A 24,174-nucleotide genomic window follows, 5' to 3' on the forward strand; every position below is an offset into this window, starting at 1 on the left:
TCCTACTCTTCTTTTAATAATTTTCGCAATACCTTTCCGGATGATGTTGCCGGCAGCTGATCAATGAATTCTATATAACGTGGATATTTATACGCAGCCATGTTTTCTTTTGCCCATGAGATGATCGCGTCAGGAGTCAAGCCTTCCTTATTCGAATCCTGCAGTACGACAAATGCTTTGACAACTTCTCCTTTTACAGGATCAGGCACGCCGATAACGGCTGATTGGCGAATAGCCGGATGTAAATTGAGAAGTGCTTCGACGTCTTCTGGAAAAATACTGTAGCCTGAGCTTTTTATCATTTCTTTTACTCGTCCCATGAAATACAAATATCCATCCTCGTCAAGGCGTCCGATATCACCAGTATGAACCCAACCGTCCCTTAGCGTTTCGGCTGTTGCTTCCGGCCGGTTTAAATACCCCTTAAACACACCCGGATTTTTCACGACAATTTCACCCTGCTCACCTGCAGGCACTTCCTCACCTGTTTCGATATGAAGGATGCGAATTTCTGTATCAAAAGTAGGGATTCCACAGGAACCAAACTTCACTTTATCCTTTGGCATAAACGTGTCACATGTATGAGTTTCACTTAAACCATAGGAAGCCTCGTATAACGGGCAGCCCTTCGTAACCGCTTTCCATTTGTCTGAAAGCTCTTGTGTGACCTGAACTCCAAAGCTGGTGGCCAGATTGGTTGTTAAACTGGACAAGTCTCTTTCGGCAATGCCTGGAATTTGTAAAATGGCCCAATTCATCGGCGCGATGCTATACCAATAGGAAACACGGTACTTTTCTATGGCGTCAACCGTTGCAAGCGGATCAAAACGAGTAAATAACACACATGGCCTGCCCGAATAAATGGTTGAATTTAACCCCATCAACATACCAGCAATATGGCATAATGGAGCACTTGCCAATAAAATTTCATCGTCCTTCATAACGTTTGAATGGGTAGCGGCTGCTGATTTAAAAAGGGCATTACCAAATGAGAGCATAGCTCCTTTTGGGCGTCCGGTGGTTCCGGAGGTAAAGACCATTAACCCAATATCATTCCACAAATCAACTTGCTCAGTATGTTCGTCAGGATTTTCAGTTTGAAGGATCGTGGTGAAATCATCTGCTTCTGTGAGGTGGTGTTTTGGTACAAGCAATTCTTCTGGAAACTTCCATTCAGGCTGGTCTGGGAGAAAATCTTGATAGTTAGCAGTCACGATAAAGCTAAGGCTGCGGGACTTTTCCATCGCTTTTTTGACAAGAGGGTAAATTTCTGCACCAGCTACAATCCCTTCAATTGGTGCTTCTTCGAAATAATAGGCCAATTCATTTTCTTTAAACATTGGGTTCAGCGGCACAACCGTTCCACCTAGTTTTTGTATGGCGAAATGAGCAATAATATATTGCGGACAGTTTTGCAAATAAAGGGCGATGCAGCTGCCTTTCTTAACCCCTTTTTTATGTAAATAGCCAGCAAAGCGATTCACGTACTCCAAGAGTTGTCCCCAAGTGACCTCTTGTCCATAAAAAATATAGGCAGTGTCATTTGGGCGCTCGTTCCCATGCTGCTCTAAATAAGCAAAAAGTGGTTTTTCACCTTGTAAATAGGTAAAGTTGGCAGGTACATCAGCTGGCCAATATGGGCGGATTTTTTCAACCATCTTTCATTCCTCCAATTATTCTTTATATGAAAATTATGATTGGGGCCAAACATCCTAACCGGTTAGTATCCCCTAGTGATATTTATTTACCTTTTCACAATTTTCTGATATATACGTACATTTTAATAGTAACTGAAATAGGTTAATTGTTCAATCCTTCTATGATACTTACGTGAAGGGTTTCTAAAAGACGAACAAAGCAAAAAAATAATTAGCACATTATTCGCTTTTTGCGAAAAAAGTGATTGATTTCTCGATTTACCGTGATATAATTTGAAATGAATTCAATAAGGCTTCACTCATATAATCGCGGGAATATGGCCCGCAAGTCTCTACCGAATTGCCGTAAACGATTCGACTATGAGTGGGTAATGAGAACGGATGCTTTTCTTTTTAAGCGTACTTCCATTCTATTCCTTTCGGACACTAAGCCCAAAGGCCATTACCTCACTCAATTTGATGTGGGGACGGCCTTTGGGTTTTTTATTTTTAAAAATGGGGGTACAACATGAGACTATTACAGGAAAAAATCAAAAATGACGGGCAAGTTTTATCAGATCAAATCCTAAAAGTTGATTCTTTTTTAAACCATCAAATTGATCCAGAATTAATGCTTGAAATTGGCAAAGAGTTTGCGAAGCGCTTCGAGGACGAGGGAATCACCAAAATTGTCACCATTGAATCTTCGGGCATTGCCCCTGCAGTCATGACGGGCCTACAGTTCAATATTCCAGTTATTTTCGCCAGAAAAAGAAAATCACTCACATTAACCGAAGGATTGATCACTGCTTCTGTTCATTCCTTTACAAAGCAGGAAACTAACGAGATTTCGATTGCACAAAAGTTTTTAAATGCTGAGGACAAAGTTCTTATTATTGATGACTTTCTTGCCAATGGTCAGGCAGCCTTAGGGTTAATTGATATTGTCAACCAAAGTGGCGCCGAAGTGGCCGGAGTAGGAATAGTCATCGAAAAGTCCTTCCAAGACGGTGCAAAAATGCTTAGCGACCAAGGAATAAGAGTTGAATCTTTAGCCCGTGTTGCTTCCCTCGCTAACGGTGAAGTCACTTTTAAATCTGAAAAAGTAGAGGAGCTAGTATAATGAAAAATTCAACACTTAAAACAGCATCCCTTGGAATTCAGCATGTTCTCGCTATGTATGCAGGAGCAGTTATTGTTCCGCTGATTATTGGCGGTGCCCTCAATCTTTCGAACGAACAGCTTGCCTATCTAGTTTCTCTTGATATATTAACAAGCGGTATCGCTACATTATTACAGGTATGGCAGAATCGTTATTTTGGGATCGGTCTTCCGATTGTCCTTGGCTGTACATTTACGGCAGTAGGCCCGATTATTGCCATTGGAAATCAGTATGGCATGTCCTCTATTTATGGTTCAATCCTAGTTTCCGGATTAATTGTCATGTTGATTGCGAAATACTTTGGTAAACTGATTCACTTCTTCCCTCCAGTCGTAACGGGTTCAGTTGTGACGATTATTGGAACGACACTAATTCCTGTCGCAATGAATAATGTTGCCGGCGGTCAAGGCAGCCCTGATTTTGGTTCGATTTCAAACATTGCGCTGGCATTTGGTACGTTATTATTTATCATTATTCTTTATCGTTTCTTTAAAGGTTTCATACGCGCTATTTCTATATTATTAGGCTTGATAGCAGGTACGATTGCTGCATCGTTCATGGGAAAAGTTAATTTTTCTGCAGTTGGTGATGCATCCTGGTTTCATATGGTAACACCTTTACATTTTGCAACTCCTTCTTTTGAACTGGCACCGATCATTACGATGACTATTGTAGCAATAGTAAGTCTTGTGGAATCAACTGGTGTTTATTTTGCCTTAAGTGATATCACGGGACGAAAGTTGACGGAACAGGATTTAGTGAAAGGGTATCGTGCAGAAGGATTGGCAAGTGTGATTGGGGCATTCTTTAATTCATTCCCGTACACCACTTACTCGCAAAATGTCGGGCTTGTCCAGTTTTCTGGTGTTAAGGATAAGAGCGTTATTTATACAATGGGCGGAATTTTAATTTTTCTAGGGTTTGTACCGAAAATTGCGGCGTTAACAACAGTTATCCCGACTGCTGTACTTGGCGGAGCAATGGTTGCTATGTTTGGGATGGTCATTGCTTCTGGAATCAAGATGCTTAGTAAGGTAGACTTTTCTTCACAGGAGAACCTATTGATCATTGCTTGTTCTGTTGGAGTGGGCTTAGGTGTAACTACCGTTCCTGATTTATTTGCACATCTTCCTGAGAGTGTTAAGATTCTTACGAATAGCGGGATTGTCGCTGGCAGCTTAACAGCCATCTTCCTAAATATTGTCTTCAATGTCGTCAAACCCGCTAAGCGGACTCAAGCACAAACAGCAAAAGGCTTAAAAGTATCATAAAAATAATCAGACGGGGCTGCTATCGGCCCCGTCTTCTATTTGCCGCCATATTTTTACCTCTATTTCCTGCACTTCCTGCTCTAGATTGTCTCGTATTTCCCGAACCCAATAATCCCTGATTATCCGCAATTGATTGAAGCAGATTGCTTGCGGCAGTAAGTGCCGTATTTCCTGAACCACCGGGATCCGTATTTCCGGAGCCTGAACCTGAAACAGTATTGGTAATCGAAATGGGTGAAATAATCACTGCCCCGCCAAAGTTTACGATTCCTCCTGATACGGTTCCGATGCTGATACCATCCTTCAATATGCCCATCGCCTTCCCTCCTTGTACGACTGTCATTTTTATTAGAGTATGTACAAGCAGCCAAGCCTGTTTATACAAATTCATCAATAAAATAAAAAAAGAGAGAGCGTTTCTCTGCCTCTCTATGCAATCCTATTGTTAGCAAATCGACCTTTTCTCCAACCGGCATATCCATTTATAATACCCCAATAATATTAAAAGCAAAATGGGGTCTAAAATGGCAGCATGCCAAAGCTTCCACCAGCCGTAATGGAAGTAGCCCCAAGGTTCCGGAAATAGAGTAATCATCTCGTAAACTAAGATCGCAATCACAAATAAAATGATAAAGGATACTTTTTTAACAAAAGGTCCTTTAAAAGGAAACCAATTTAAAAAAATCATGTTAACGGGTGGTACCACAAATAAATGCGGAATTATGCCAGCCCATTCCACATCTTTACCAAAATACCAGTAGGCGTGGTATTTAATTTCTACCAAAACATCGAAGGTGCTTTGAAAGGCAATTGTAAAGCACCAAATGTGAACAATTTGATTGGCAGTTAAAACCCTATTTTCCTTAAAAGCGATAAAATTAAAAATGAGGATGGCGATAATTAATCCAATCATACATTTATCCTTTTTTCCTTAAATTGCCTCCAAAATCAAAACCTATTCATTTCTTCTGACACTATTTTTTCGTCACAGCAAACTGTATAAATTGAAATTTTGTGCCCCTGTCAGACCGACAGGGTTTTTATCTATTTGAATAATCGATACTAATCCATAGAATAAATCGATAAATTGAATTTATTACGTACTAACATTTCCTTATAATTAGGAAGGTTAATATTTATTTCTATTCATTTTTTAGTAATTGACAATTGAGGTGGGTATCTTTTATGAAAAAGTGGTTTTCTGTAATGATCCTGGTGATGATGGTATTTTCATTAGCCGCCTGTGGTCAAAACAATAATGAAAAATCTAGTGAAGGCAAGAAAGAACAAAAAACAGATCAAGTGTTTAAAATCGGAGCCATTCCGGACCAAAATGCCGCCGACTTGCAAAAAGGCATGGATGCAGTCGCTAAATACTTAAACGAGAAAACTGGCCTAAAGGTAGAGTTCGTTCCTTCTGTCGATTATGCCGCTTTAGTAACAGGATTCCAGCGCGGTGAAATCAGCATGGCTTGGTTTGGCGGATTAACAAGTGTTCAGGCTAGAAACCTTGTCCCTGAGGCTAAATCCATCGTTCAACGGCCGCGGGATGCTGAATTCCAATCAGTGTTTATCACCCAGCCTAATTCCGGCATTAATTCCTTGAAGGATTTAAAAGGGAAATCATTTACGTTTGGCAGTGAAAGTTCAACATCCGGCCATTTAATGCCACGTTATTTCCTTTCAGAAACGGGCATTGACCCGAACAAAGACTTTAATGGTAAGCCTAATTTTTCCGGCTCACATGACACAACCTATAAGTTAATCGAATCCGGTTCCTTCCAGGCGGGTGCATTAAATATTTCCGTTTGGGAAGCAGCCGTTAAAGAAGGTAAAGTGGATACAAACAAGGTAAAGGTATTCTATACAACACCTCCTTACTATGACTATAACTGGACCATTAATAAAGAGATCGACAAGAAATTTGGCAAAGGCGCAGAGCAAAAAATTAAGGATGCCCTCCTTTCTTTCAATGGAGAGCCAAAAGAAATGGCTGATTTGTTCCAAACCGACAAGTTTATCGAAACAAATAACGGAAACTATGGCAAAATTGAAAAAGTAGCCAAAGAACTAGAGATTATTAAATAGTAGGTGTTTGTCATCTATGACTACAAAAATCATGATTGATATAAAAAATTTAACAAAACATTTTGAGCGGAAGATAGCCTTATCTTCCCTTTCTTTTACCATTAAACAAGGGGAACTGGTGGCATTGGTTGGCCCAAGCGGCGCCGGAAAATCGACGCTGTTAAATTCAATTGCCCGCCTCGTACCTTTGGAAAGTGGTGAAATGGTCATTGACGGCCAGAACATTTCTTCTTATAAAAAAGGAAAAGCCTTCGCGAAAAAGGTTGGGGTTATCCGTCAGCAATTTGATCTAATCGGTCCGCTAGCAGTGATCCATAACGTCTTGGCGGGAAAATTAGCGGAATGGGGAACCGTGAAATCATTGATATCTCTGCTCGTCCCACAGGAAAAAGATGCGGCACTTAGCGCGCTTGAACGTGTCGGTCTCGCGGATAAAGCTTATGAAATCACCTCTACCCTTTCCGGCGGTGAGCAGCAGCGTGTTGCATTGGCCAGACTAATGGTTCAAAAACCGGAGATTATTTTGGCAGATGAACCAGTTGCCTCCCTTGACCCTGCACGGGCTGATGACGTTCTGTCGATGCTCACTAAAATTGTTTCAGAGGATAACCAAACGCTAATTGCCAGCCTACATTCAGTTGAATATGCACGAAAATATTTTGACAGAATCATTTCCTTAAAAAACGGTGCGATATTTTTTGATTTGCCGACAGAAAAGGTAACCGATGAAATGTTAACCGAACTGTACAGTCTAAAGGAGCATTCGAGCCATGCATAAATGGAACTCCCCCTTTCGGCTCCATAAACGATTTATTCTTTCATTGATTTTGTTGGCAGTTTTCGGATGGAGTTTGTTTTCGGTCAAATGGGATGCAGATGAGGTGTACCATGCTGGCGGAATTCCAACATTGGGGCAAATTTTTAAAGGTCTCTTTCAACCGGATTTGAGCCGTGAGGTTTTATCGAAAGGTCTTGAAGCCGCCTGGATTACTTTGGCATATGCCGTAGCAGGAATGTCTCTAGCCATTATTTATGCTTTTATTGTCGGCGTCCTCGCATCGGGGACGTTAACATCTTCACGGGCATCTAGACTTGCCAATAAGGTATTTTTCAGAGGAATATTAGGATTTACCCGTTCGATTCACGAACTGGTTTGGGCGTGGCTGTTCGTGTCTGCCATCGGTTTCTCACCGTTTGCTGCCATTTTTGCCTTAGCAATTCCATACGGCGGGATTCTTGGCCGAATTTTCGCCGATATGCTAAATGATGTACCCAAAGAGCCAATAAAAGCTTTATTGGCAGCCGGGGCCTCCAAACTTGAGGTCCTCTTTTACGGGTATTTGCCGTTAGTTTGGGCTGATATGATTAGTTATACGATGTACCGTTTTGAATGCTCGATTCGTTCTTCGGCAATTATGAGCTTTGTCGGTCTCGGCGGTCTTGGCTATCAAATTCAACTTTCGCTTGCTGATTTGAAATACGACCAAGTTTGGACCTATGTATTTTATTTAATTGCCTTGGTTGTACTTGTGGATATTTGGAGTAATTTTGTCCGCAAAAGCTTAACAGATCGAAAGCGCCAGCGTGGTTTCAGTTCAGGCTGGCGTGCCGCTCTTTTGGCGTCATTGTTGATTGCAGGTTCGTGGATATATATTTATATTATCGACCATGCCGATATATTTGACCTTTTCTCTGATCAAAATGCGGAATACGCGGGAAAGTTTTTTGGAGGATTAATTGGTTTAAATGAAAACAATCCTGCCTTTTTCAATGCCGAAAGCTGGGCTTCTGCGTTAAAACTGACCTATGAGACGCTTGAAATGAGCGTAATGGCGATTGGGTTTTCGACCATTGCAGCCTGTTTAACAGTGATTCCAGCGGCGCGTAATATTGCGAGCGGTAACCTGACCATTTCGAAAAAATGGTACAATTGGCCGCTATACGGTCTGGTCCGTCTCGTTTATATTTTTTCCCGTTCCGTTCCGGAATTGGTCTGGGCGATGATGATTATTTTCATTTTAAAACCGGGTATTTTGCCGGGCGCGCTTGCCCTTGCTTTGCACAATTTCGGAATTCTAGGAAAGCTATGGGCAGAGGTAATTGAGGATATGGATCCACGGCCGATTCGCAACTTGGCTGCATCCGGTGCCTCTAAGATTGAGACAATGTTTTACGGGATTCTTCCCATTGTTTTGCCAAGGTTTCTGACCTATGTATTATATCGATGGGAAGTAATTATGAGGACTACGATTGTCGTTGGATTCGTTGGTGCAGGCGGTCTAGGCATGGATTTTAAACTAGCCATGAGCTATTTCCAATACACGCAGATTACCCTGCTGCTGCTTTGCTATATGATTCTTGTTGTCATCGCGGACTTTGCATCGGAAAGTACGCGGAAAACAGTGAAATAGCGAAATTACGGCCGCTCGATCATCGGATCAGCGGCTTTTTTGGTTAAAAACAATCACATTCTATCATTTATACACTGGGCTAAACATCTGCTAAAAATAATCTATCATTCAGCTAATAAACAGCTAGCATAACTCAGCTTGGTTTTTTATGGTCTAAATCCTTCGGCTGTTGGGCCTTTCTCACTAGCTTACCGGCATCAAAATGTCGGCCATAGGTGGTTACGATTTCTGCCGCTTCTTCATAAGTCGGGATTTGTCCGTTTGCTTTCCTTGTTAAAAAGTAGGATTGAACCTTTCCACTGTAAAACACCCAGCTAAAAAACTTCCTTGCAAAGTTATGCATACCTCCAGTTCGGAAGGAATTCATTTCTTTGCCTGCTTTCCAGACAGTCAATGTCTGGCCGATTCCGCCTTCTAATTGCCCTCTCAATTCCGTATACAGCAAATTGTCGTTCTTGCTCATCGCCTTCATGATTCTCTGGTTTAAAAAGCCATTGATTATTAGGCGCGGTATGTTGAAATGTTCTCCCCTTGTTCAATAAGGTAATTTTTCCAAATCCATCCTCACCCTTGTATAATAGAATCATATGGAAGGGGCGGGATATCTTGTTTAAGGTTATGATTGTAGAGGATGATCCAAAAATACGCGATATTATTTCTGAACACCTATTGAAATGGAGGATTGAACCTAGTAAGATAACAAATTTTGAGAACCTGGATGAACAGTTTATCGAAGTTAAACCCCACCTTGTTCTGCTGGATATTAATTTACCAATCTATGATGGTTTTTATTGGTGTAGCAAAATCAGACAACTGTCCAATGTGCCCATCATCTTCATCTCCTCTCGAAATCAAAATATGGATATCGTCATGGCCATGAATATGGGGGGCGATGATTTTATCCAGAAGCCCTTCTCATTAGAGGTACTGACTGCCAAGATGAATGCTATTTTGCGAAGGACTTACACCTATCAGCAAGAGGAAAAAGAAGTTATCGAGCATAGGGGCTTAATTCTTAATCTAAATAAGGGGAATATTTCTTACCATAACAGCGAAATAGACCTAACCAAAAATGAGTTTCAGATTCTTTATTTATTATTGAAAAAGAAGGAAACCATTGTAACTCGCGATGAAATCATGCAAGCCCTATGGGAAAGTGAAAATTTTATAGATGATAACACGCTAACCGTTAATATCGCACGTCTGCGCAGAAAATTGGAAGATTTGGGTCTCATCGATTTTATCGAAACGAAAAAACGGCAAGGATATATGATTCCATGAAATTCAGATATTACCTTATAGATCAAAAATGGCAGCTTATTACCTTTTATTCAATTCTTGGCGTTATTTCTATCATAATCAGTGTTGAACCACAATTGAGGGTTTCATATAGTAGCCTGCTCTACTTCATCTTGCTGGCGACCTTTTTGTATAATTTATATTTTATCGGTAGTTTTTATCGGAAAAAGGGACAACTTCGCAAATGGCAGTCTCAGGATTTTGAAAGCATTCCTGCCTCCGCCTCTTTCGAACAGCAAATTTATAGCCAGGTGTTAAGACAGTTAGAGGAACAATATTTAAGACAAATACATGAACGAAACGATGCGGCCAAGGAACAGCTCGAATTTATGACGCAATGGTTTCATGAAATAAAAACCCCAATTGCCGTCAGCCGCCTGCTGCTTGAGACGGAAATCGATTCACCAAGCATGCAGGAAGAAATAGATAAAATCGAAGGCTATGTGGAACAGGCCCTCCACTTTTCCCGCCTTAACGATTTTAATAAGGACTATCTAATCCAGGAGATTGATTTGGAAAAGTTGATGAAGGAAATAATCATTGGAGAATCCAAGTCTTTCATCGGCAGAAAGATAAAACTAGATTTACAGGTTTCCTCACTGACTGTATTGAGCGATAAAAAAGGACTGACCTACATAGTTCGCCAGGTTCTATCGAACGCTTTAAAATATACGAAAGAAAACGGCAAGATTACTATCATCGCAGACCCAAAGTCAAGGAATCTTATCATCCGTGATTCTGGTATCGGGATTCCCGCTGAAGATCTTCCCCGTGTTTTTGAAAAAGGATTTACCGGAAAAAACGGCAGAGGCCCTCAAAAATCAACAGGAATGGGACTGTATCTAGCAAAGAAGACAGCAGAGAAGTTAGGACATACATTAATATTGGAATCTGCCACGGATAACGGAACAAAAGCTATCCTTCACTTTCCAGAAACGGTGAATAATATCCATCAAATGTGAAAAAACAAGCTCAACTATCATGAGCTTGTTTTTATTAACCGCACATAACCAGCAGTAGTCATCAAATAGTAAATCAGATAAATAACAAGATATGCACCAAGAAAAATCATAAATGGAACCTGCAGTGGAATCTGTAAAAATTCGGATAGCAAATAAGTAATCATTGCACTATGACTGACAGCAAGCAGCAATGGCAGCACAAAAACAAATCCTACTTGTCTTGCCACCGTCTTTTTAATCTCCTGTTCCGGAATGCCGATTTTTCTGAGGGTTTGATATCTGGCCTTATCGGATGCTGCTTCCATCAACTGTTTGAAATAAATAATGCTTCCCGTTGCGGCCATGAACACAAGTCCAAGAAAACCACAGATGTAGATTAATAGTCCATAGGTTTCAAGTCCGTTATGATATTTATCATAAAAACTCGAATAGATAGGGAGATTGTCATTAAACTGAAGCGGCCTTACAATCTTTTCTAACTTGGAATCTAATTTTTCAAGCGATTTCTCATTCTTCAATTTATAGATGTGCAAATACTGTGGTGAAATCCCCTCTTTTAGCTCCTCATATTGAGCATTACTTATAACCAACGGGAACAACATCTCCCCTTGATTAAGCAGGGAAAATAGCTTATAGGTAGTAATAGTTAACTCTTGTCCGGCCTTAAGAACAAGTTGTTTTCCAGAATAAGGATCGGATTTTACATCCAGATTTCCATCATAAAAGGCCGCTGCTTCATTTCTTTTTAAGTGAAGGGATTCCGGTCTCCCCCTTTTCTCCATTAGTTTCTGAAATGTATTTTCGGAGATCAGCATGGTTTGAAAAAAATCTGGCACCCTTTCCATGCCGTTCAAATCAGCCTCCACAGGAAGATACTCCAGGTTGAGTTGGTATCGGGGGTTATCCTCACTGGCCCTTACAATCAAAGCTGCAATTTCTTTGTTTACTTCATCATCCTTCATATTGAACATATAGCTGTAGGGAAAGTGCTCATTTGTCACTCTATCAATATGATAATAAAAACCAAGAATGGTTCCGCATGCTAATAGTGTCACACTACTTAATAGAGAGATTACGGTCAAGATAAGGACATTTCCTTTAAACCGGTATAATAAATTGGTGATGCCAAGCAGGTTTTTTCCTTTCAAATAAACCCTCTCCAGCCTCTTCATCAATTTTAACAAATAGGCTGCTAGGGAATTCATAAAAAAGTAAGAACCTGCCACAAGGAAAAATACCGCGGTGCCAAATCTAATTCCGGTATTGTGAATTATCGTGAACTTCTCCGGATTCCAAAATAATAGATAGGAAACACCAATCAGGACAACTGCTAAAATACTCGTTATGATAGAGCCTTTCGCAAGCCTCTCTCCTTTACGGTCAGCTTTAAATAACTCGGCAAGCGAAAATCGATAGATTAATCGATAGCTATGGATGGAGGTCACTAATAATATGATAAGAAACACCACGATCGTCTGCAGCATCGCCCTGCTTGATACCGAAAAAGACGCTTGCAGCGAAAAGCCCATTAACTTGAAAATTATCATCATGAACAATTTGGAGAACAATATTCCGGCGCCAATACCTATCACTAAAGCCAGTGCCCCAATGATCATATTTTCATAAAAAAGCAGCAAGGCGATTTTTTTCTTACTCATACCAAATAAGGCGTATAATCCGACTTCCTTTTTCCGCATCCTGGTAAAAAACGAATTGGAATACCAAATGAAAGAACCTGAGAAAATCATGAGAATCATCGATGCCGCAAAAAAAGCAGACTCCAGTTTTCCAATTGTTACAGTACTGCTTAACAGCTGCTGATTGTCTTGGAATGAAACAAAGGTAAAATAAATAGCCGTACTAAAGACCAGCGAATAAAGATAGAGCAAATATTGGCGTATGTTTCGGATGATATTCTTTCTGGCAAGTTTAGAGAGCGTCATATTGCCCGCCTCCTATACTTGAGAGAATATCTAGAATTTGCCCGAAAAGATGCTTTCGCGAGTGCTCACCTTTTCGAATTTCGGTGAAAAGAGTTCCATCTTTGATAAACACAACACGAGAACAAAAGCTTGCGGCATAAGGGTCGTGGGTAACCATAAGGATGGTTGCCGCCTGCTCCCTATGTAGTTCCGATAAAGTTTCCAGCAAATAATAGGCTGACTTTGAATCCAGTGCGCCGGTAGGCTCATCAGCAAATAGGATCTTTGGCTGGCCGATGATTGCTCGACATACAGCGGTCCTCTGCTGCTGTCCCCCTGATATTTCATACGGGAACTTTTCCAAAATTTCTTCAATCCCGAACTTTCGTGCCAAATCGTTAACCTTTCTTTTCATTTCCTTTTGCGGAGTTTTACTAAAGGTAAGCGGCAGGAGAATATTCTCTTCCACTGTTAAAGTATCTAGGAGGTTATAATCCTGAAAAATAAACCCCATTTGATCTCTTCTGAAATCAGTAAGCTCTGTTTCCTTCATGTTTGTCAGGCTTTTACCATTAAATTGAAGGAGGCCGGAGGATGGCTTCTCGATGGTTGAAAGAACATTTAGTAATGTGGATTTCCCTGCACCTGATGGTCCCATGACTCCGACGAATTCTCCCTTAGTAATGTTCAAATCAATATCGTGCAAAGCGGTGTAAGAGTTCCTTTTTGTGCCAAACACCTTATTTATCCCTTTAGCTTCTAATATTAATTCCATATATATCACCCATTTCTAAAATCCTTAGTTTTATCATAGGAAATTAATGGCTTTTTTTCCATAATCAATCCTTACGAAAATGGAAGTGAACCTTACATTTTTGTAAGGATGAGGAAGAGCAAGAAATGATGGTTGCATTATATTAGCATGCTGAGTGATAATGGGTATTGAGTTTCATTTAGTGGAATTTGGATTTAATTGAAGGAGTTGACATCCTTTGCAGAAAAAGACTGCTTTACCGATTCTATTTGTTGTCATGTTTTTAGTAATGGTCGGGTTTGGCATCATCATCCCGGTCCTGCCGTTTTATGCGGAGGAAATGGGGGCGAATCCGACAGAACTTGGGCTGTTAATGGCGGTCTATTCCTTGATGCAACTGATCTTTGCACCAATGTGGGGGCGCCTATCTGACCGCATTGGCCGAAAACCGGTCATGATGATAGGGATTACCGGTCTTGCCCTTTCATTCTTTATTCAAGCGATTTCAACCGAGCTTTGGATGCTGTTTGTCGCCAGAATATTAGGAGGAATGCTTTCATCTGCTAATATGCCAACGGCAATGGCATACGTTGCCGACATTACAACAGAAGAAAACCGCGGAAGAGGAATGGGCATTATCGGTGCTGCGGTTGGCCTTGGCTTTGTTTTTGGACCGGCTGTCGGCGGTATTTTTTCTAAATTCAGCTTGAGTATGCCTTTTTTCCTTGCTAGCGGATCCGCAGCCATCACCCTAGTGCTTGTATTTCTTTTGTTAAAGGAGTCAAAACACGAAACAGGACAGACTTCTGAAGAAAAAAGATCGATCTGGAAAGCCTTTACCCGTGAAGTTTCCGTCTTATTTTTCGTACAATTATTCATTTCTTTATCCCTTTCAGGTTTGGAAGCCACTTTTGCCTATTTTGCTGCTGAAAAAGCGGGTCTTGATTCAACACAACTGGGCTATATCTTCATGATTATGGGGTTTGGCGGCGCGCTGGTACAAGGAGGACTTGTAGGCAGGTTAACAAAGAAATATGGAGAAAGTGCCGTTATTCAAGGTGGAATGATTGTTTCTGTCATTGGATTTGGGCTTATACTACTTGTAGATAACTTTACGACAGCGGCAATCTATTTAACCATTTTTGGATTAGGAAATGGCGTAATTCGGCCAAGTGTTTCTTCACTGCTGACGAAGACATCATCCGCAGGACATGGAAGTTCAACTGGGCTTTTGTCATCCTTTGACTCGTTGGGCCGTATTATTGGACCGCCGCTTGGAGGCTGGCTGTTTTCGCTGGCGATTGGTCTACCTTATATTTCAGGTGCTATAATCACCATCCTGGCATTTTTCATGTTTTTATTTTTCAGGCCACGTGTGAAACCTGCAAACATTTAAAAGCTAAAGGCATATGTTCATCGGACGAGCATAAAATGGGTTACGAGAATTCATTTATTAAAGGAGCTCGGAACTCATGAAAATAAAAACCTACTTAACTGCCTGCGGTTTGCTAATTACCATTGGTTTAGGTGCCTATCTGGATTCACCATATTCTTTTATAAACAAAAAATTGTCCTATACAGCTGATCAGCCGGTCCATGCGGTTCAAGCCAGCGTAGAGCCGCCGGAGGACATGCCGGAGATGGTAGAGAAACTGGTGAAACGTGAAAAAAAGGATGGTTATATTCTTGAAACTTATCAGGAGTATGAGGTTTATAAAGACGAGGATGGAAATATAAGCGAAGAAGTGCCCACCTCCAAGACAGAGATATTAAAATATTATGATTATAGAAATAAGGACCGCTAAAATAGCGGTCCTTATTTTAATAAAATATCCATCCATACCTTTATGGCCACTGCCAAAATCAATATCCCCATTATCATTTGCAGAATTTTTGTATTCATTCTCTTCCCTGCATTAGCACCAAGTGGAGCCGCCAGTAAACTGGCCACAACCAGTATCAGCGCAGGTAAAATGTCGACGTGACCGGTAGTGATTTTACCGGTAATCGAACCAATAGATGAAATAAGGGTAATCGCCAATGATGAGGCGATGGTCATCCGGGTCGGTATCTTTAAAACAACAAGCATGATTGGCACCAAGAGGAAAGCACCTCCTGCCCCCACAATGCCGGCTCCAATCCCGACGATAAATGCCAATATTGCCCCCAGCCATTTATTAAATTGCACTTGATCGAGCGGGATATTATCAATCCCTTTTTTCGGGATAAAAATCATAATGACAGCAATTAAAGCAAGAATACCGTATACAATATTTATGCCGCTTTCGGGCAATTGCGAAGATACGAATCCCCCAATAAAACTACCAAGCAAAATACTGATCCCCATATAGGCAATAAGAATTTTATTTAAATAATCGCCCTTCCGGTAGGCTAAAACACCCCCGATTGTGGCAAAAAATACCTGGATGGCCGTTATTCCTGAAACCTCGTGTGCTGTAAAATGGCCGATACCAAGCGCCGGAGGAATATACAAAAGCATCGGAAAATTTATGATGGCCCCGCCTATTCCCAACATACCCGATAGAAATGCACCTACAAATCCGATAATAAAAACTGTAATGATAAAACTAATTTCCATGACTGCCCCCTAAAAGTAAGGAACAATTTAGTCCCTTCCCATAATAAATATTACAGGTTGATGCCCAGTTGCACAAGAAATGTTTGTCTTACCAAACATCAATACCTATATGGGTATTTTTCAAAAAAAAATAAAAGAGGGCACCTCCACTCTTTTTACCGGCTTTTCACGAGTAGATTTACGGCCTCTTTTACTAGTTCTTCCATGTTTTTATCCCCTTGCTCTTCTGCCTTTTTTACACACTCCACCAAATTGGAGCTTACAATAACACCAATTGTACGATCAATGGCAGTTCTAGAAGCAGATAGTTGGGTAATAACGTCTTTGCAGTCCTTGTTTTCTTCCATCATTTTTAATATTCCGCGCAACTGGCCTTCAATACGTTTGACTCTATTTTTAATTTGATCATTATAGTCCAAATCGCTTACCTCCTAATAAAAACAAGCATTGACATGATTTATATTATACCCGCAAAGGTATATTGTCAACCTACTTAAAATTAGTTGCATTTCTCCATGATTTAACTCTTCCATATTCACCTAATTTTTATGACCTCATATGATAAAAATAAACGTTAACTATTGATATTTAAGGGAGATAATGTATAATTCATAGTATAACTATAGGAATTAATGGATAGGAGGGCTAAAGCGTGATGCGTTTTTTTAAAAACCTTTTCGTTGAACATTGTCCGAAATGCAATAAAGAGTTGGAAACACATAAATCCAATTTATTAAGCTCAGTTGTCGTAAAATCCTGTCCAGAGCAGCATTATCAGAAAGAATATCATCCAGCTTTTGAAACATATATTGAAAGCGATACTGTCTCCTAATAGGCGGAGTTCCACAGCTCCGCTCATTATATTTTTTATTACATATGAATTTTTCGTTTATTTAGAGATAATGTACAGTTCTTTTTGGAATTTTTCTAATATCTCTTCAAAGGGGGAATGAATTAAAAGAGGAAACAGATCTTCGAGGGCTTCATAATAGTCCTGTCCTAACAACTCGCGCAAAATCACATACCTCTGAAACAGCAGGGCTATTTCAAAGTCAATGCCCATGTCATATAAACCATTAAACAAGTCTTCTTTTGGTAATTTTCTTATTTTCCTCAGAATCTTTTCATTTTTTTCGATAAATTTTTCATGGAGATAGTGGGTTACATAGTCTGTATAAATCATTTGCCCGATTTCATTTGTTTCTTTTTTGGAATGATTAAAGCCGATGACACGGTCTTCCTTTTTTTCCTGAAGGATAAATGTTTTATTACCGCTTAAATGGGTGATGAAATTCTTCACACTTTTATCAAAAATTTTATCAAACTGGATGATTTGATGTAGTTTTACTGCAAAATCCTTATGTTCCTCCCCCACGACGAATAACCGGTCTACAATCGGCAACAGCTTTAAAACTCCTTCAGATAGCTTGCTGGAAGCATCATAAATGATAATATCATGTTTTTTCTTCATCGCTTTGACTTTTCGCTTTTGTTCCGTTAATGTCAGTTTGGCGAACTCATGGATCAATTCGTTTGAACAATCTTCCTTTTCTAGACTCCCATATGATATAAAAGCGACGGATAAATTTGTGTTTGTCTTAAGCCAATTATAGATCGATAATGACAGTTCAGTTACACCTGATTTTGCTTTCGGGGAATAAAAACCGACCAAATACATTTTTCTCACCTGCCTTATAGGTATTCATATTCAGATGTGAACTATTTGGTTGGACAAACTCCCATTCTTACAAAACGCTTTCTTGGTCCACTTCCATTTATAAACACCCCCCTTAAAAATTTTTCAAAAGACAATCCCATTTTCCTATGTTTTGCATTTACTATACCTGAGAGGAGATGAATAGACGAATGAGCGATAATACATTTCATCAATTTGCCCATGAATTAGTAAATGAAGAAGTAAATGTTGTTACAACTCAAGGAAATTTTGAAGGAAGGCTGCTTTTAGTCGGTTCAGATATTATTGTCCTGCAAAATAGAATGGCTGCACGGCGCAGAATTATCATTAGGATTCTCGAAATCGTAGCACTGTTCCGAGCAGAAATCCGGCCAACAGGCCCATTTGGCTTTATGGGCGCCGCTCCTGAGTTTGAGGAATCCCGTGAAAGCCGTGATCACGAGCACAACTAATCATGTAAAAATCCGCATTAAAAATACATGTTTGTCTATACGCCGCAAAACCTTCAGACATACCCTGTAGTAAAGGATGTTGGAGGTGATATGTATGAGCGGCGGCGGCGGAGCAGGATTTGCTTTAATCGTAGTTCTGTTTATTTTGTTGATTATTGTTGGTGCAAGCTTTATGGGCGGTTACTTTTATTAATAAATACCGTTAATATGGTAATCCACCATAAAAGACGATCTATTTGCAAAAATAGATCGTCTTTTTCATTCTTTCAAGCTGATATTTTAATATCTTTTTTGTTAATATAAAAGATAATTAAGATAAGTTATAGATGGCAGGGTGATATACATGGAGAAAGAGTTTTATAATCGGATGGGTAGTCAAGAACAGGTGCTGCTTAATCGTCTTTCAAACTATCAGGAAGTATACTGGTCGAATGGCAAGCTTGAGAAATATCAGACGGGAATCGAAAAATGTACGTTAACATGGATTGATGTTGACGATGCGGAAAAGCGTTTGGAGCGCTTTGCTCCCTATATTGCAAAAGTGTTTCCGGAAACTCAGAATACAGGCGGCATAATCGAATCTCCGTTAGTAAAAATTCCAAGCATGCAACAAAAAATGGAACAAGATTTAGGGCAGCGAATTTCGGGTGATCTTTGGTTAAAATGTGACAGCCATCTTCCTATTTCAGGGTCCATTAAGGCTAGAGGCGGTATTTACGAGGTTTTAAAACATGCGGAAAAATTAGCTTTGAGTCAAAGGCTTTTAACAATGGATGACGATTACTCGGTTTTGGACAGTGACCAATTTCGTAATTTCTTCTCGCAATATTCGATTGCAGTCGGTTCCACCGGTAATCTCGGTTTGAGCATTGGTATTATGAGCGCAAAGATAGGTTTTAACGTTACTGTACATATGTCTGCGGACGCCAAACAGTGGAAAAAAGATTTACTGCGTTTAAAAGGGGTAACAGTGGTTGAATACGAATCGGACTACAGCAAAGCGGTCGAGGAGGGCCGACGACAGGCCGAGGCTGACCCGTCCTGTCATTTTATTGATGATGAAAATTCCCAAGATTTATTTCTAGGTTATGCGACTGCTGCCTTGCGGTTAAAAAATCAATTACAAGAATTAAAGATAACTGTAGATGAAAATCATCCATTATTTGTATACCTGCCATGCGGTGTTGGTGGTGGGCCAGGCGGTGTGGCTTACGGTCTAAAGCTACTGTTTAAAGATAATGTTCACTGTTTCTTTGCCGAACCCACTCATTCCCCATGTATGCTGCTGGGAATGATGACAGGCCTTCATGACCAAATTTCCGTGCAGGATATTGGACTAGATAATCTCACCGACGCAGATGGACTTGCTGTCGGCAGACCTTCCGGCTTTGTCGGGAAAATCATCGAGCCATTTTTAAGTGGAATTTATACGGTTAGTGATGAGAGGCTGTATAAACTGCTGAAGGATTTGGCAGACTCAGAAAATATTTATCTAGAACCCTCTGCATTAGCCGGGATGAATGGTCCTGTGTGGCTGGCTGGTGAGGCTTCAGATTATCTGAGCAGGCATGGGTTATCTGAAAAGGTCAGCCAAGGTACGCACATTGTTTGGGCGACTGGTGGAAGCATGGTACCAAAGGAAATGATGGAGAAGTATTATCAAAAAGGTGTTAATTCATAAGTTCAGGGCCGCTGAATATGGTTGCGGCCCTTTTTAAAGTACCCCAAATTGGGTAATATGACTTCCAAAAGCTATATCTTTCCTTGGAAAATTCGACTCTTCTGTTAACAGTTTTGCCAGCATAATTAAAGCTTCATTAATAAAAAGACCTTTATTCAACATGACGCAATCTGACCTCTTTGCCTGAGACACATCGGTAATTTCCGACCGTGCCGCTATTCCCTTTTTCGTCAGTTTCTCTAAAACACCCGTTGCCCAAATAACAGGGACATGAGCAGCAGAACAGATCGTGAGGATTTCTTCCTGAACAAATGACAGGTTTTCGGGGCCAACCTCTACGGCCAGGTCACCTCGGGCAATCATAATCCCAAATTTATTAAAGTTTAACCCTTCGATGATGATTCTAGATAGTTGATGAATGGCATCCTTGGTTTCAATTTTTGCTACAACAGCCAAATCCCCTGCTGCTTTTCGATTCAATTCCACCCTTAATTTTCTTAAATCCTGCGGTGAATGTACGAAGGAAATACCTGCGATGTCGGCATGTTTGGTGACAAAGCTTAAATCCTGAATATCTTTTTCAGTTAGGGCAGGAACATTTAAGCTAAGTAGTGAATCAGGTAAATTTATCCCTTTCCCTTGTTTGACCTGGTATGGAGCGATTGCTGGTGACAGGATTTCAACTTCCACGTACTCTTTTGTTACGTGGTGAACAATTCCCATAATTTTTCCGTCATCGATGAAAATTCGGTCTTTGGCACGGACATTTCGAAATGCTTTCACCAGCGTCACCGGAACTCCAGCAGGTTGATCTGTTGTTTGCGGATGTCCTATTTGCTGAGGATCCAGATATAATCTTAATGTATCGCCTTTTTTGACAAAAATATTAGCGGATTGCAAGTCACCAATCCGCACCTTTGGGCCAGCCAAATCCATGAAAATTTTGCATGTCCGGCCTTGATAGTTACCTTCGTCCCTCAGTTTATTTTCTGCATTCCGCAATGCTCCGATAATTTGCAACCAAACCTCCGGATGATGGTGGGCACAATTGATTCTGGCAACATTCATCCCATTTAATAGTAAACTCTCCATTAAGACGGGCTCATGGATACTTTTTACATCCAAGGTGACCATGATGGAGGATTGCAGGCCAGGATTGGTGTTTCCAAAGAGTCCGTAGGTGCGGTGTCGCACGTTTTGCCTTGCGGCTTCCGGTGTCGGAGCGTGGAGGCTTGTCGATGGAATTACCTGAGCATCCAAGTTTTTTAATATTTTTTCTAATGTATATAATACATGGGGCTCCGAGTGGTCAAGTGCTGCCAATCCTCTGTTTGTTAATTGTTCGCTGATTTCTGACGTTAATTTTTTCCGTAAAGACAAATAGGCAATTAGGTTATCCCGACTTGCCAAGGAGTCCGTTACTAGGAAATTTTTACTGGCATTTTCACTTTCCTGTTTGACCTGATAATCTATACTCAACATTTGTTGGATGAAATCTGGAGAATTATTGAAAACCACTCTTTTTCTCTCCTTATTGATAAATTTAATTAAGGAGTAATCGGATGCTATATTGGTTACCCTCGTATTCGTTGTATTTATGGCAACTAAATTCATTATCATAAAATTGTATGCAACGACGAGTGGAGCGATGTATGTACAGCTTTTTACTTGTGGTAACTTGCATATAAAAATGATTTGGACTGTTTTAGGATACTGGATGCGGAAAATCGGAACTGGATTGTGTATTGCGGGGAACTATGCGACCGAACGTGTGGAATCGAATCTGGTTGGGGAGCATAGCGGACTTCTATCTTACCGAACTCTGGAAATCGAAACTGGTACGGGTGCATAGCGGGCTTCTATCTTACCGAACTCTAGAAATCGGTACCGGGTTGGGAGCCTAAACACTCTTTATATCGACCGAACCTTAAATTATCCCTCGCTTCGGTCGTTATTATCGCCCCATAACGACTGAACTACCAAAAACTCCCACGATTCAGGAGTTATAAACGCCTCATAACGACTGAAACATCGAAAAGTTCCACGCCTCGGTCGTTATGAACGCCCCCATAACGACCGAACTACCAAAAACCCCCACGCCTCGGGCATTATGAACGCTTCATAACGACTGAACTACCAAAACTCCCATGCTTCAGGCGTTATAAACGCCTCATAACAACCGAACCATCGAAAAATTCCATGCTTCGGGAGTTATGAACACCCCATAACAACCGAACTACCAAAAACCCCCACACCAAGGGCGTTATAAATCCTACAAAATTGTCAAAAAGATGCACCAGCCTGAAAAAAAACAGCCAGTACTGCCTCCAAACTTAAACCTGCTTATTCTTACCTGTCCACCCGTTCAAACCATCCCCAGCAACGCGTCCTCTAGCAGTTCCGGCAGGCGGTCCGGGGTGCAGCCGAAACAAAGAATTCCCATTCCCGCCTAGTTGCAGAGACAATCAATATAGATTTAGACAAAAAAATTGCCGAGAAAAATAACCTTTCTCGACAACCTGAGTACATGCACTAGGCATGTACCTTTAAAGCTTATGGATTTATACAAAAACTAGCAACAGCCATAGGTATAAGCTGATTAAGGTAAAAATTAATGTCGGCGGAATAACGAGAATTGTTACCTTTATATACTCCATCCAAGGAATTTGAATTTTATTGTTTTTAAGAATGTGCATCCAAATAAGGGTTGCCAGCGTTCCAATCGGCAGAATGAGCGACCCGATATCACTGCCAATGATATTGGCAAGATAAACAGTTTTCATGATTAATGGGTCCAAGCCCATTTCTGTTAATGCCAATGTAGAAATCATCAAAGCCGGGTGATTGTTAAAAATATTCGAGAGCACTGACGTAATCACACCCATCGTCAAGCTGGCATGGAACAGGCTGTCATTTACGATCGATTTTAGATGCACCAGCAACAAATTGGTCAGTCCAATATTGTGTAATCCGTAAATGATAACATACATGCCGAATGCAAAAATTAAGATATGCCATGGAATTTTACCAATAACATCTTTTGGGTTGATTTTTAAATATACCCATCTCCAGATTAGCAGGATAATGGAGCCTAAGACAGCCACTAATGATACAGAAATGCCAAGATATGAAGCAACAAATAAACTGATTCGTACTATGAATACGAAGATGAGCATATTGATCATCAATTTCTTTTTTTCATTAAACAAAACATCGCTATTTTTTTGCAACGGGTGATAGAGTCGATTTTTTTGCAGTGGAATGCAGTAAGAATGTGGGGAAATTTGTTGAGGAATTTCCTTCTTGAAAATCATATAGAGCAGTAAGGATAGAAACACTAATCCAAGAACACCTGGCACAAACATCATTTCCGTCTGCATATAAAGGTCCATCCCGATAATCTTTAAGGCAATTAAATTGACGATATTGCTGACCCCGATTGGCGCACTTGAGGCCGTCGCAATGAGGGCACCACTCAAAAGGTAAGGAATCATTTGCCGTACTTTTAAGCCTAAATTCTTAAGCGTTAAGATTAAAATGGGTGTGGTAATCAAAATGCTGCCGTCATTATTGAAAAAGAGTGTCATTAAAAAGCAAAGCAGTAAAGTATACCAGTATAGACGGACACCAGAACCCTTTGAAACTTTTAACATTAAAGCTGCTGTCCAGCTAAAAAATCCGATGCTTTCCAATACAATCGCCATAACGATTGTGGCTATGATGGTGATGGCTGCCCCCGTTACTTTTGAACTAATATCTACTAGGTCCGCCGTAGAAACACTTCCGCTTAAAAAAACGATCACCGCTCCAATGGAAGCAGGAATGGCTTCATTCATATTTTTTGGACGGATAAATATCATTATCATAGTAAATAAAAAAGCTAGTATGGTAATGATAACCGTCGATTGGTCATATATCGTAATAATTTCACATCCTTGCAAATTGTTTTATTGATTTGAAATTGTTTATCCCACCCCTCGTCCTATGGTTTATTTTACGCCTGTCCTTGACTGGTTGACCTAAACGAGTATCTCGGTCTCACATAAATCAGCAAAAGACTAAATAATTTTTCCTTTTATTATGTAGGCAGCTGCCGACTTTGGATACAGAAGAAGAAAAACAAAAATCCGGTACTATGGATAAAAGTACCGGATTTTATTTCATATTTTCATAAAATACATTTTTTACAGAGTTATTATTTCTTTTTACCCTTTCCGCCCTTTTTTCCTTTGCTGCCATG

General features: G+C 40.3%; 25 protein-coding genes and 1 riboswitch. Of the genes, 14 read left to right on the plus strand and 11 right to left on the minus strand.

Translation table 11 applies throughout. The annotated features are described in order from the left end of the window. Positions 1-2 precede the first annotated feature (2 nt). Positions 3-1,658, minus strand: a complete 1,656-nt coding sequence (locus KHB02_RS07980; RefSeq protein ID WP_213140104.1) for an AMP-binding protein — start codon at positions 1,656-1,658, stop codon at positions 3-5. A 279-nt stretch (positions 1,659-1,937) separates the two neighbouring features. Beyond that, positions 1,938-2,039: riboswitch (purine riboswitch) on the plus strand. 127 nt (positions 2,040-2,166) lie between these two features. On the opposite strand from KHB02_RS07980, the gene KHB02_RS07985 reads away from it, so the two are divergent. Further along, positions 2,167-2,760 carry a xanthine phosphoribosyltransferase gene (locus tag KHB02_RS07985; RefSeq protein WP_213140105.1) on the plus strand — a complete coding sequence of 198 codons (594 nt, stop codon included), beginning with the start codon at positions 2,167-2,169 and terminating at the stop codon, positions 2,758-2,760. Continuing rightward, positions 2,760-4,070 (plus strand): nucleobase:cation symporter-2 family protein, encoded by a 1,311-nt coding sequence (locus tag KHB02_RS07990; RefSeq protein WP_213140106.1) that lies wholly within the window; start codon positions 2,760-2,762, stop codon positions 4,068-4,070. Before KHB02_RS07985 ends, KHB02_RS07990 begins: the two co-directional genes overlap by 1 nt. 19 nt (positions 4,071-4,089) lie before the next feature. Here KHB02_RS07990 and KHB02_RS07995 read toward each other — a convergent pair whose 3' ends face one another. Both KHB02_RS07995 and KHB02_RS08000 read right to left on the minus strand, forming a co-directional pair. After that, the gene (locus tag KHB02_RS07995; protein WP_213140107.1) at positions 4,090-4,386 is read right to left on the minus strand and encodes a spore germination protein; all 297 of its coding nucleotides are present in this window, start codon (positions 4,384-4,386) and stop codon (positions 4,090-4,092) included. Positions 4,387-4,515: 129 nt separating this feature from the next. After that, on the minus strand, positions 4,516-4,983 hold the full coding sequence (locus KHB02_RS08000) for a hypothetical protein (protein ID WP_213140108.1): 468 nt from the start codon (positions 4,981-4,983) through the stop codon (positions 4,516-4,518). Between the two features lie 272 nt (positions 4,984-5,255). Here KHB02_RS08000 and KHB02_RS08005 point away from each other — a divergent pair, with 272 nt between their 5' ends. Genes KHB02_RS08005 through KHB02_RS08015 form a run of 3 tightly spaced genes read left to right on the plus strand, consistent with a single transcriptional unit; the run spans position 5,256 to position 8,569 of the window. Then, on the plus strand, positions 5,256-6,158 hold the full coding sequence (locus KHB02_RS08005; RefSeq protein WP_213140109.1) for a putative selenate ABC transporter substrate-binding protein: 903 nt from the start codon (positions 5,256-5,258) through the stop codon (positions 6,156-6,158). A 16-nt stretch (positions 6,159-6,174) separates the two neighbouring features. After that, a complete protein-coding gene (locus KHB02_RS08010) occupies positions 6,175-6,936 on the plus strand; it encodes a phosphonate ABC transporter ATP-binding protein (protein ID WP_213140110.1) in 762 nt (253 codons plus the stop codon). Next, positions 6,929-8,569 (plus strand): PhnE/PtxC family ABC transporter permease, encoded by a 1,641-nt coding sequence (locus KHB02_RS08015; protein WP_213140111.1) that lies wholly within the window; start codon positions 6,929-6,931, stop codon positions 8,567-8,569. Before KHB02_RS08010 ends, KHB02_RS08015 begins: the two co-directional genes overlap by 8 nt. A 133-nt stretch (positions 8,570-8,702) precedes the next feature. Here the strand turns inward: KHB02_RS08015 and KHB02_RS08020 are convergent, their stop codons facing one another. Next, entirely contained in the window at positions 8,703-9,032 is a 330-nt protein-coding gene (locus KHB02_RS08020) for a hypothetical protein (protein ID WP_213140112.1), read from the minus strand. Between the two features lie 155 nt (positions 9,033-9,187). On the opposite strand from KHB02_RS08020, the gene KHB02_RS08025 reads away from it, so the two are divergent. Both KHB02_RS08025 and KHB02_RS08030 read left to right on the plus strand, forming a co-directional pair. Continuing rightward, on the plus strand, positions 9,188-9,850 hold the full coding sequence (locus tag KHB02_RS08025) for a response regulator transcription factor (RefSeq protein WP_277398192.1): 663 nt from the start codon (positions 9,188-9,190) through the stop codon (positions 9,848-9,850). Then, entirely contained in the window at positions 9,847-10,830 is a 984-nt protein-coding gene (locus KHB02_RS08030) for a sensor histidine kinase (RefSeq protein WP_213140114.1), read from the plus strand. The genes KHB02_RS08025 and KHB02_RS08030 overlap by 4 nt, the downstream gene beginning before the upstream one ends. Positions 10,831-10,847: 17 nt before the next feature. Here KHB02_RS08030 and KHB02_RS08035 read toward each other — a convergent pair whose 3' ends face one another. Together KHB02_RS08035 and KHB02_RS08040 are read right to left on the minus strand one after the other, a co-directional pair. Beyond that, positions 10,848-12,773 (minus strand): ABC transporter permease, encoded by a 1,926-nt coding sequence (locus KHB02_RS08035; RefSeq protein ID WP_213140115.1) that lies wholly within the window; start codon positions 12,771-12,773, stop codon positions 10,848-10,850. Further along, positions 12,760-13,527 carry an ABC transporter ATP-binding protein gene (locus tag KHB02_RS08040; protein WP_213140116.1) on the minus strand — a complete coding sequence of 256 codons (768 nt, stop codon included), beginning with the start codon at positions 13,525-13,527 and terminating at the stop codon, positions 12,760-12,762. Before KHB02_RS08040 ends, KHB02_RS08035 begins: the two co-directional genes overlap by 14 nt. Positions 13,528-13,744: 217 nt before the next feature. Here KHB02_RS08040 and KHB02_RS08045 point away from each other — a divergent pair, with 217 nt between their 5' ends. Both KHB02_RS08045 and KHB02_RS08050 read left to right on the plus strand, forming a co-directional pair. Then, the gene (locus KHB02_RS08045; protein ID WP_213140117.1) at positions 13,745-14,902 is read left to right on the plus strand and encodes an MFS transporter; all 1,158 of its coding nucleotides are present in this window, start codon (positions 13,745-13,747) and stop codon (positions 14,900-14,902) included. 76 nt (positions 14,903-14,978) lie between these two features. Continuing rightward, on the plus strand, positions 14,979-15,311 hold the full coding sequence (locus KHB02_RS08050) for a hypothetical protein (protein WP_213140118.1): 333 nt from the start codon (positions 14,979-14,981) through the stop codon (positions 15,309-15,311). 11 nt (positions 15,312-15,322) lie between these two features. Here KHB02_RS08050 and KHB02_RS08055 read toward each other — a convergent pair whose 3' ends face one another. Further along, positions 15,323-16,105: a sulfite exporter TauE/SafE family protein gene (locus tag KHB02_RS08055; RefSeq protein WP_213140119.1), complete on the minus strand. Its 783-nt coding sequence runs from the start codon at positions 16,103-16,105 to the stop codon at positions 15,323-15,325. A 155-nt stretch (positions 16,106-16,260) separates the two neighbouring features. Beyond that, positions 16,261-16,524 carry a metal-sensitive transcriptional regulator gene (locus KHB02_RS08060; RefSeq protein ID WP_213115713.1) on the minus strand — a complete coding sequence of 88 codons (264 nt, stop codon included), beginning with the start codon at positions 16,522-16,524 and terminating at the stop codon, positions 16,261-16,263. A gap of 233 nt (positions 16,525-16,757) precedes the next feature. Here KHB02_RS08060 and KHB02_RS08065 point away from each other — a divergent pair, with 233 nt between their 5' ends. Further along, the gene (locus KHB02_RS08065; protein WP_213141340.1) at positions 16,758-16,937 is read left to right on the plus strand and encodes a hypothetical protein; all 180 of its coding nucleotides are present in this window, start codon (positions 16,758-16,760) and stop codon (positions 16,935-16,937) included. A 57-nt stretch (positions 16,938-16,994) separates the two neighbouring features. On the opposite strand, the gene KHB02_RS08070 is transcribed toward KHB02_RS08065, so the two are convergent. After that, positions 16,995-17,783 carry a hypothetical protein gene (locus KHB02_RS08070; RefSeq protein ID WP_213140120.1) on the minus strand — a complete coding sequence of 263 codons (789 nt, stop codon included), beginning with the start codon at positions 17,781-17,783 and terminating at the stop codon, positions 16,995-16,997. A gap of 188 nt (positions 17,784-17,971) precedes the next feature. On the opposite strand from KHB02_RS08070, the gene KHB02_RS08075 reads away from it, so the two are divergent. From KHB02_RS08075 to KHB02_RS08085, 3 genes are all read left to right on the plus strand, one after another. Then, positions 17,972-18,253, plus strand: a complete 282-nt coding sequence (locus KHB02_RS08075) for a DUF2642 domain-containing protein (RefSeq protein WP_213140121.1) — start codon at positions 17,972-17,974, stop codon at positions 18,251-18,253. Positions 18,254-18,347: 94 nt separating this feature from the next. Then, a complete protein-coding gene (locus KHB02_RS08080) occupies positions 18,348-18,446 on the plus strand; it encodes a YjcZ family sporulation protein (protein ID WP_241113772.1) in 99 nt (32 codons plus the stop codon). Between the two features lie 150 nt (positions 18,447-18,596). Continuing rightward, on the plus strand, positions 18,597-19,934 hold the full coding sequence (locus KHB02_RS08085) for a D-serine ammonia-lyase (protein ID WP_241113773.1): 1,338 nt from the start codon (positions 18,597-18,599) through the stop codon (positions 19,932-19,934). 33 nt (positions 19,935-19,967) lie between these two features. Here the strand turns inward: KHB02_RS08085 and KHB02_RS08090 are convergent, their stop codons facing one another. After that, positions 19,968-21,452 (minus strand): pyruvate kinase, encoded by a 1,485-nt coding sequence (locus KHB02_RS08090; protein WP_213140123.1) that lies wholly within the window; start codon positions 21,450-21,452, stop codon positions 19,968-19,970. A 52-nt stretch (positions 21,453-21,504) separates the two neighbouring features. Between KHB02_RS08090 and KHB02_RS08095 the strand changes: the two genes are divergently transcribed. Further along, positions 21,505-21,786 carry a hypothetical protein gene (locus tag KHB02_RS08095; protein ID WP_241113774.1) on the plus strand — a complete coding sequence of 94 codons (282 nt, stop codon included), beginning with the start codon at positions 21,505-21,507 and terminating at the stop codon, positions 21,784-21,786. Positions 21,787-22,495: 709 nt separating this feature from the next. Here KHB02_RS08095 and KHB02_RS08100 read toward each other — a convergent pair. Then, positions 22,496-23,800 (minus strand): arsenic transporter, encoded by a 1,305-nt coding sequence (locus KHB02_RS08100; protein WP_241113775.1) that lies wholly within the window; start codon positions 23,798-23,800, stop codon positions 22,496-22,498. Positions 23,801-24,174 lie beyond the last annotated feature (374 nt).

The organism is Neobacillus citreus, from assembly GCF_018343545.2.
In the GTDB taxonomy this organism is placed as follows: domain Bacteria; phylum Bacillota; class Bacilli; order Bacillales; family Cytobacillaceae; genus Neobacillus; species Neobacillus citreus.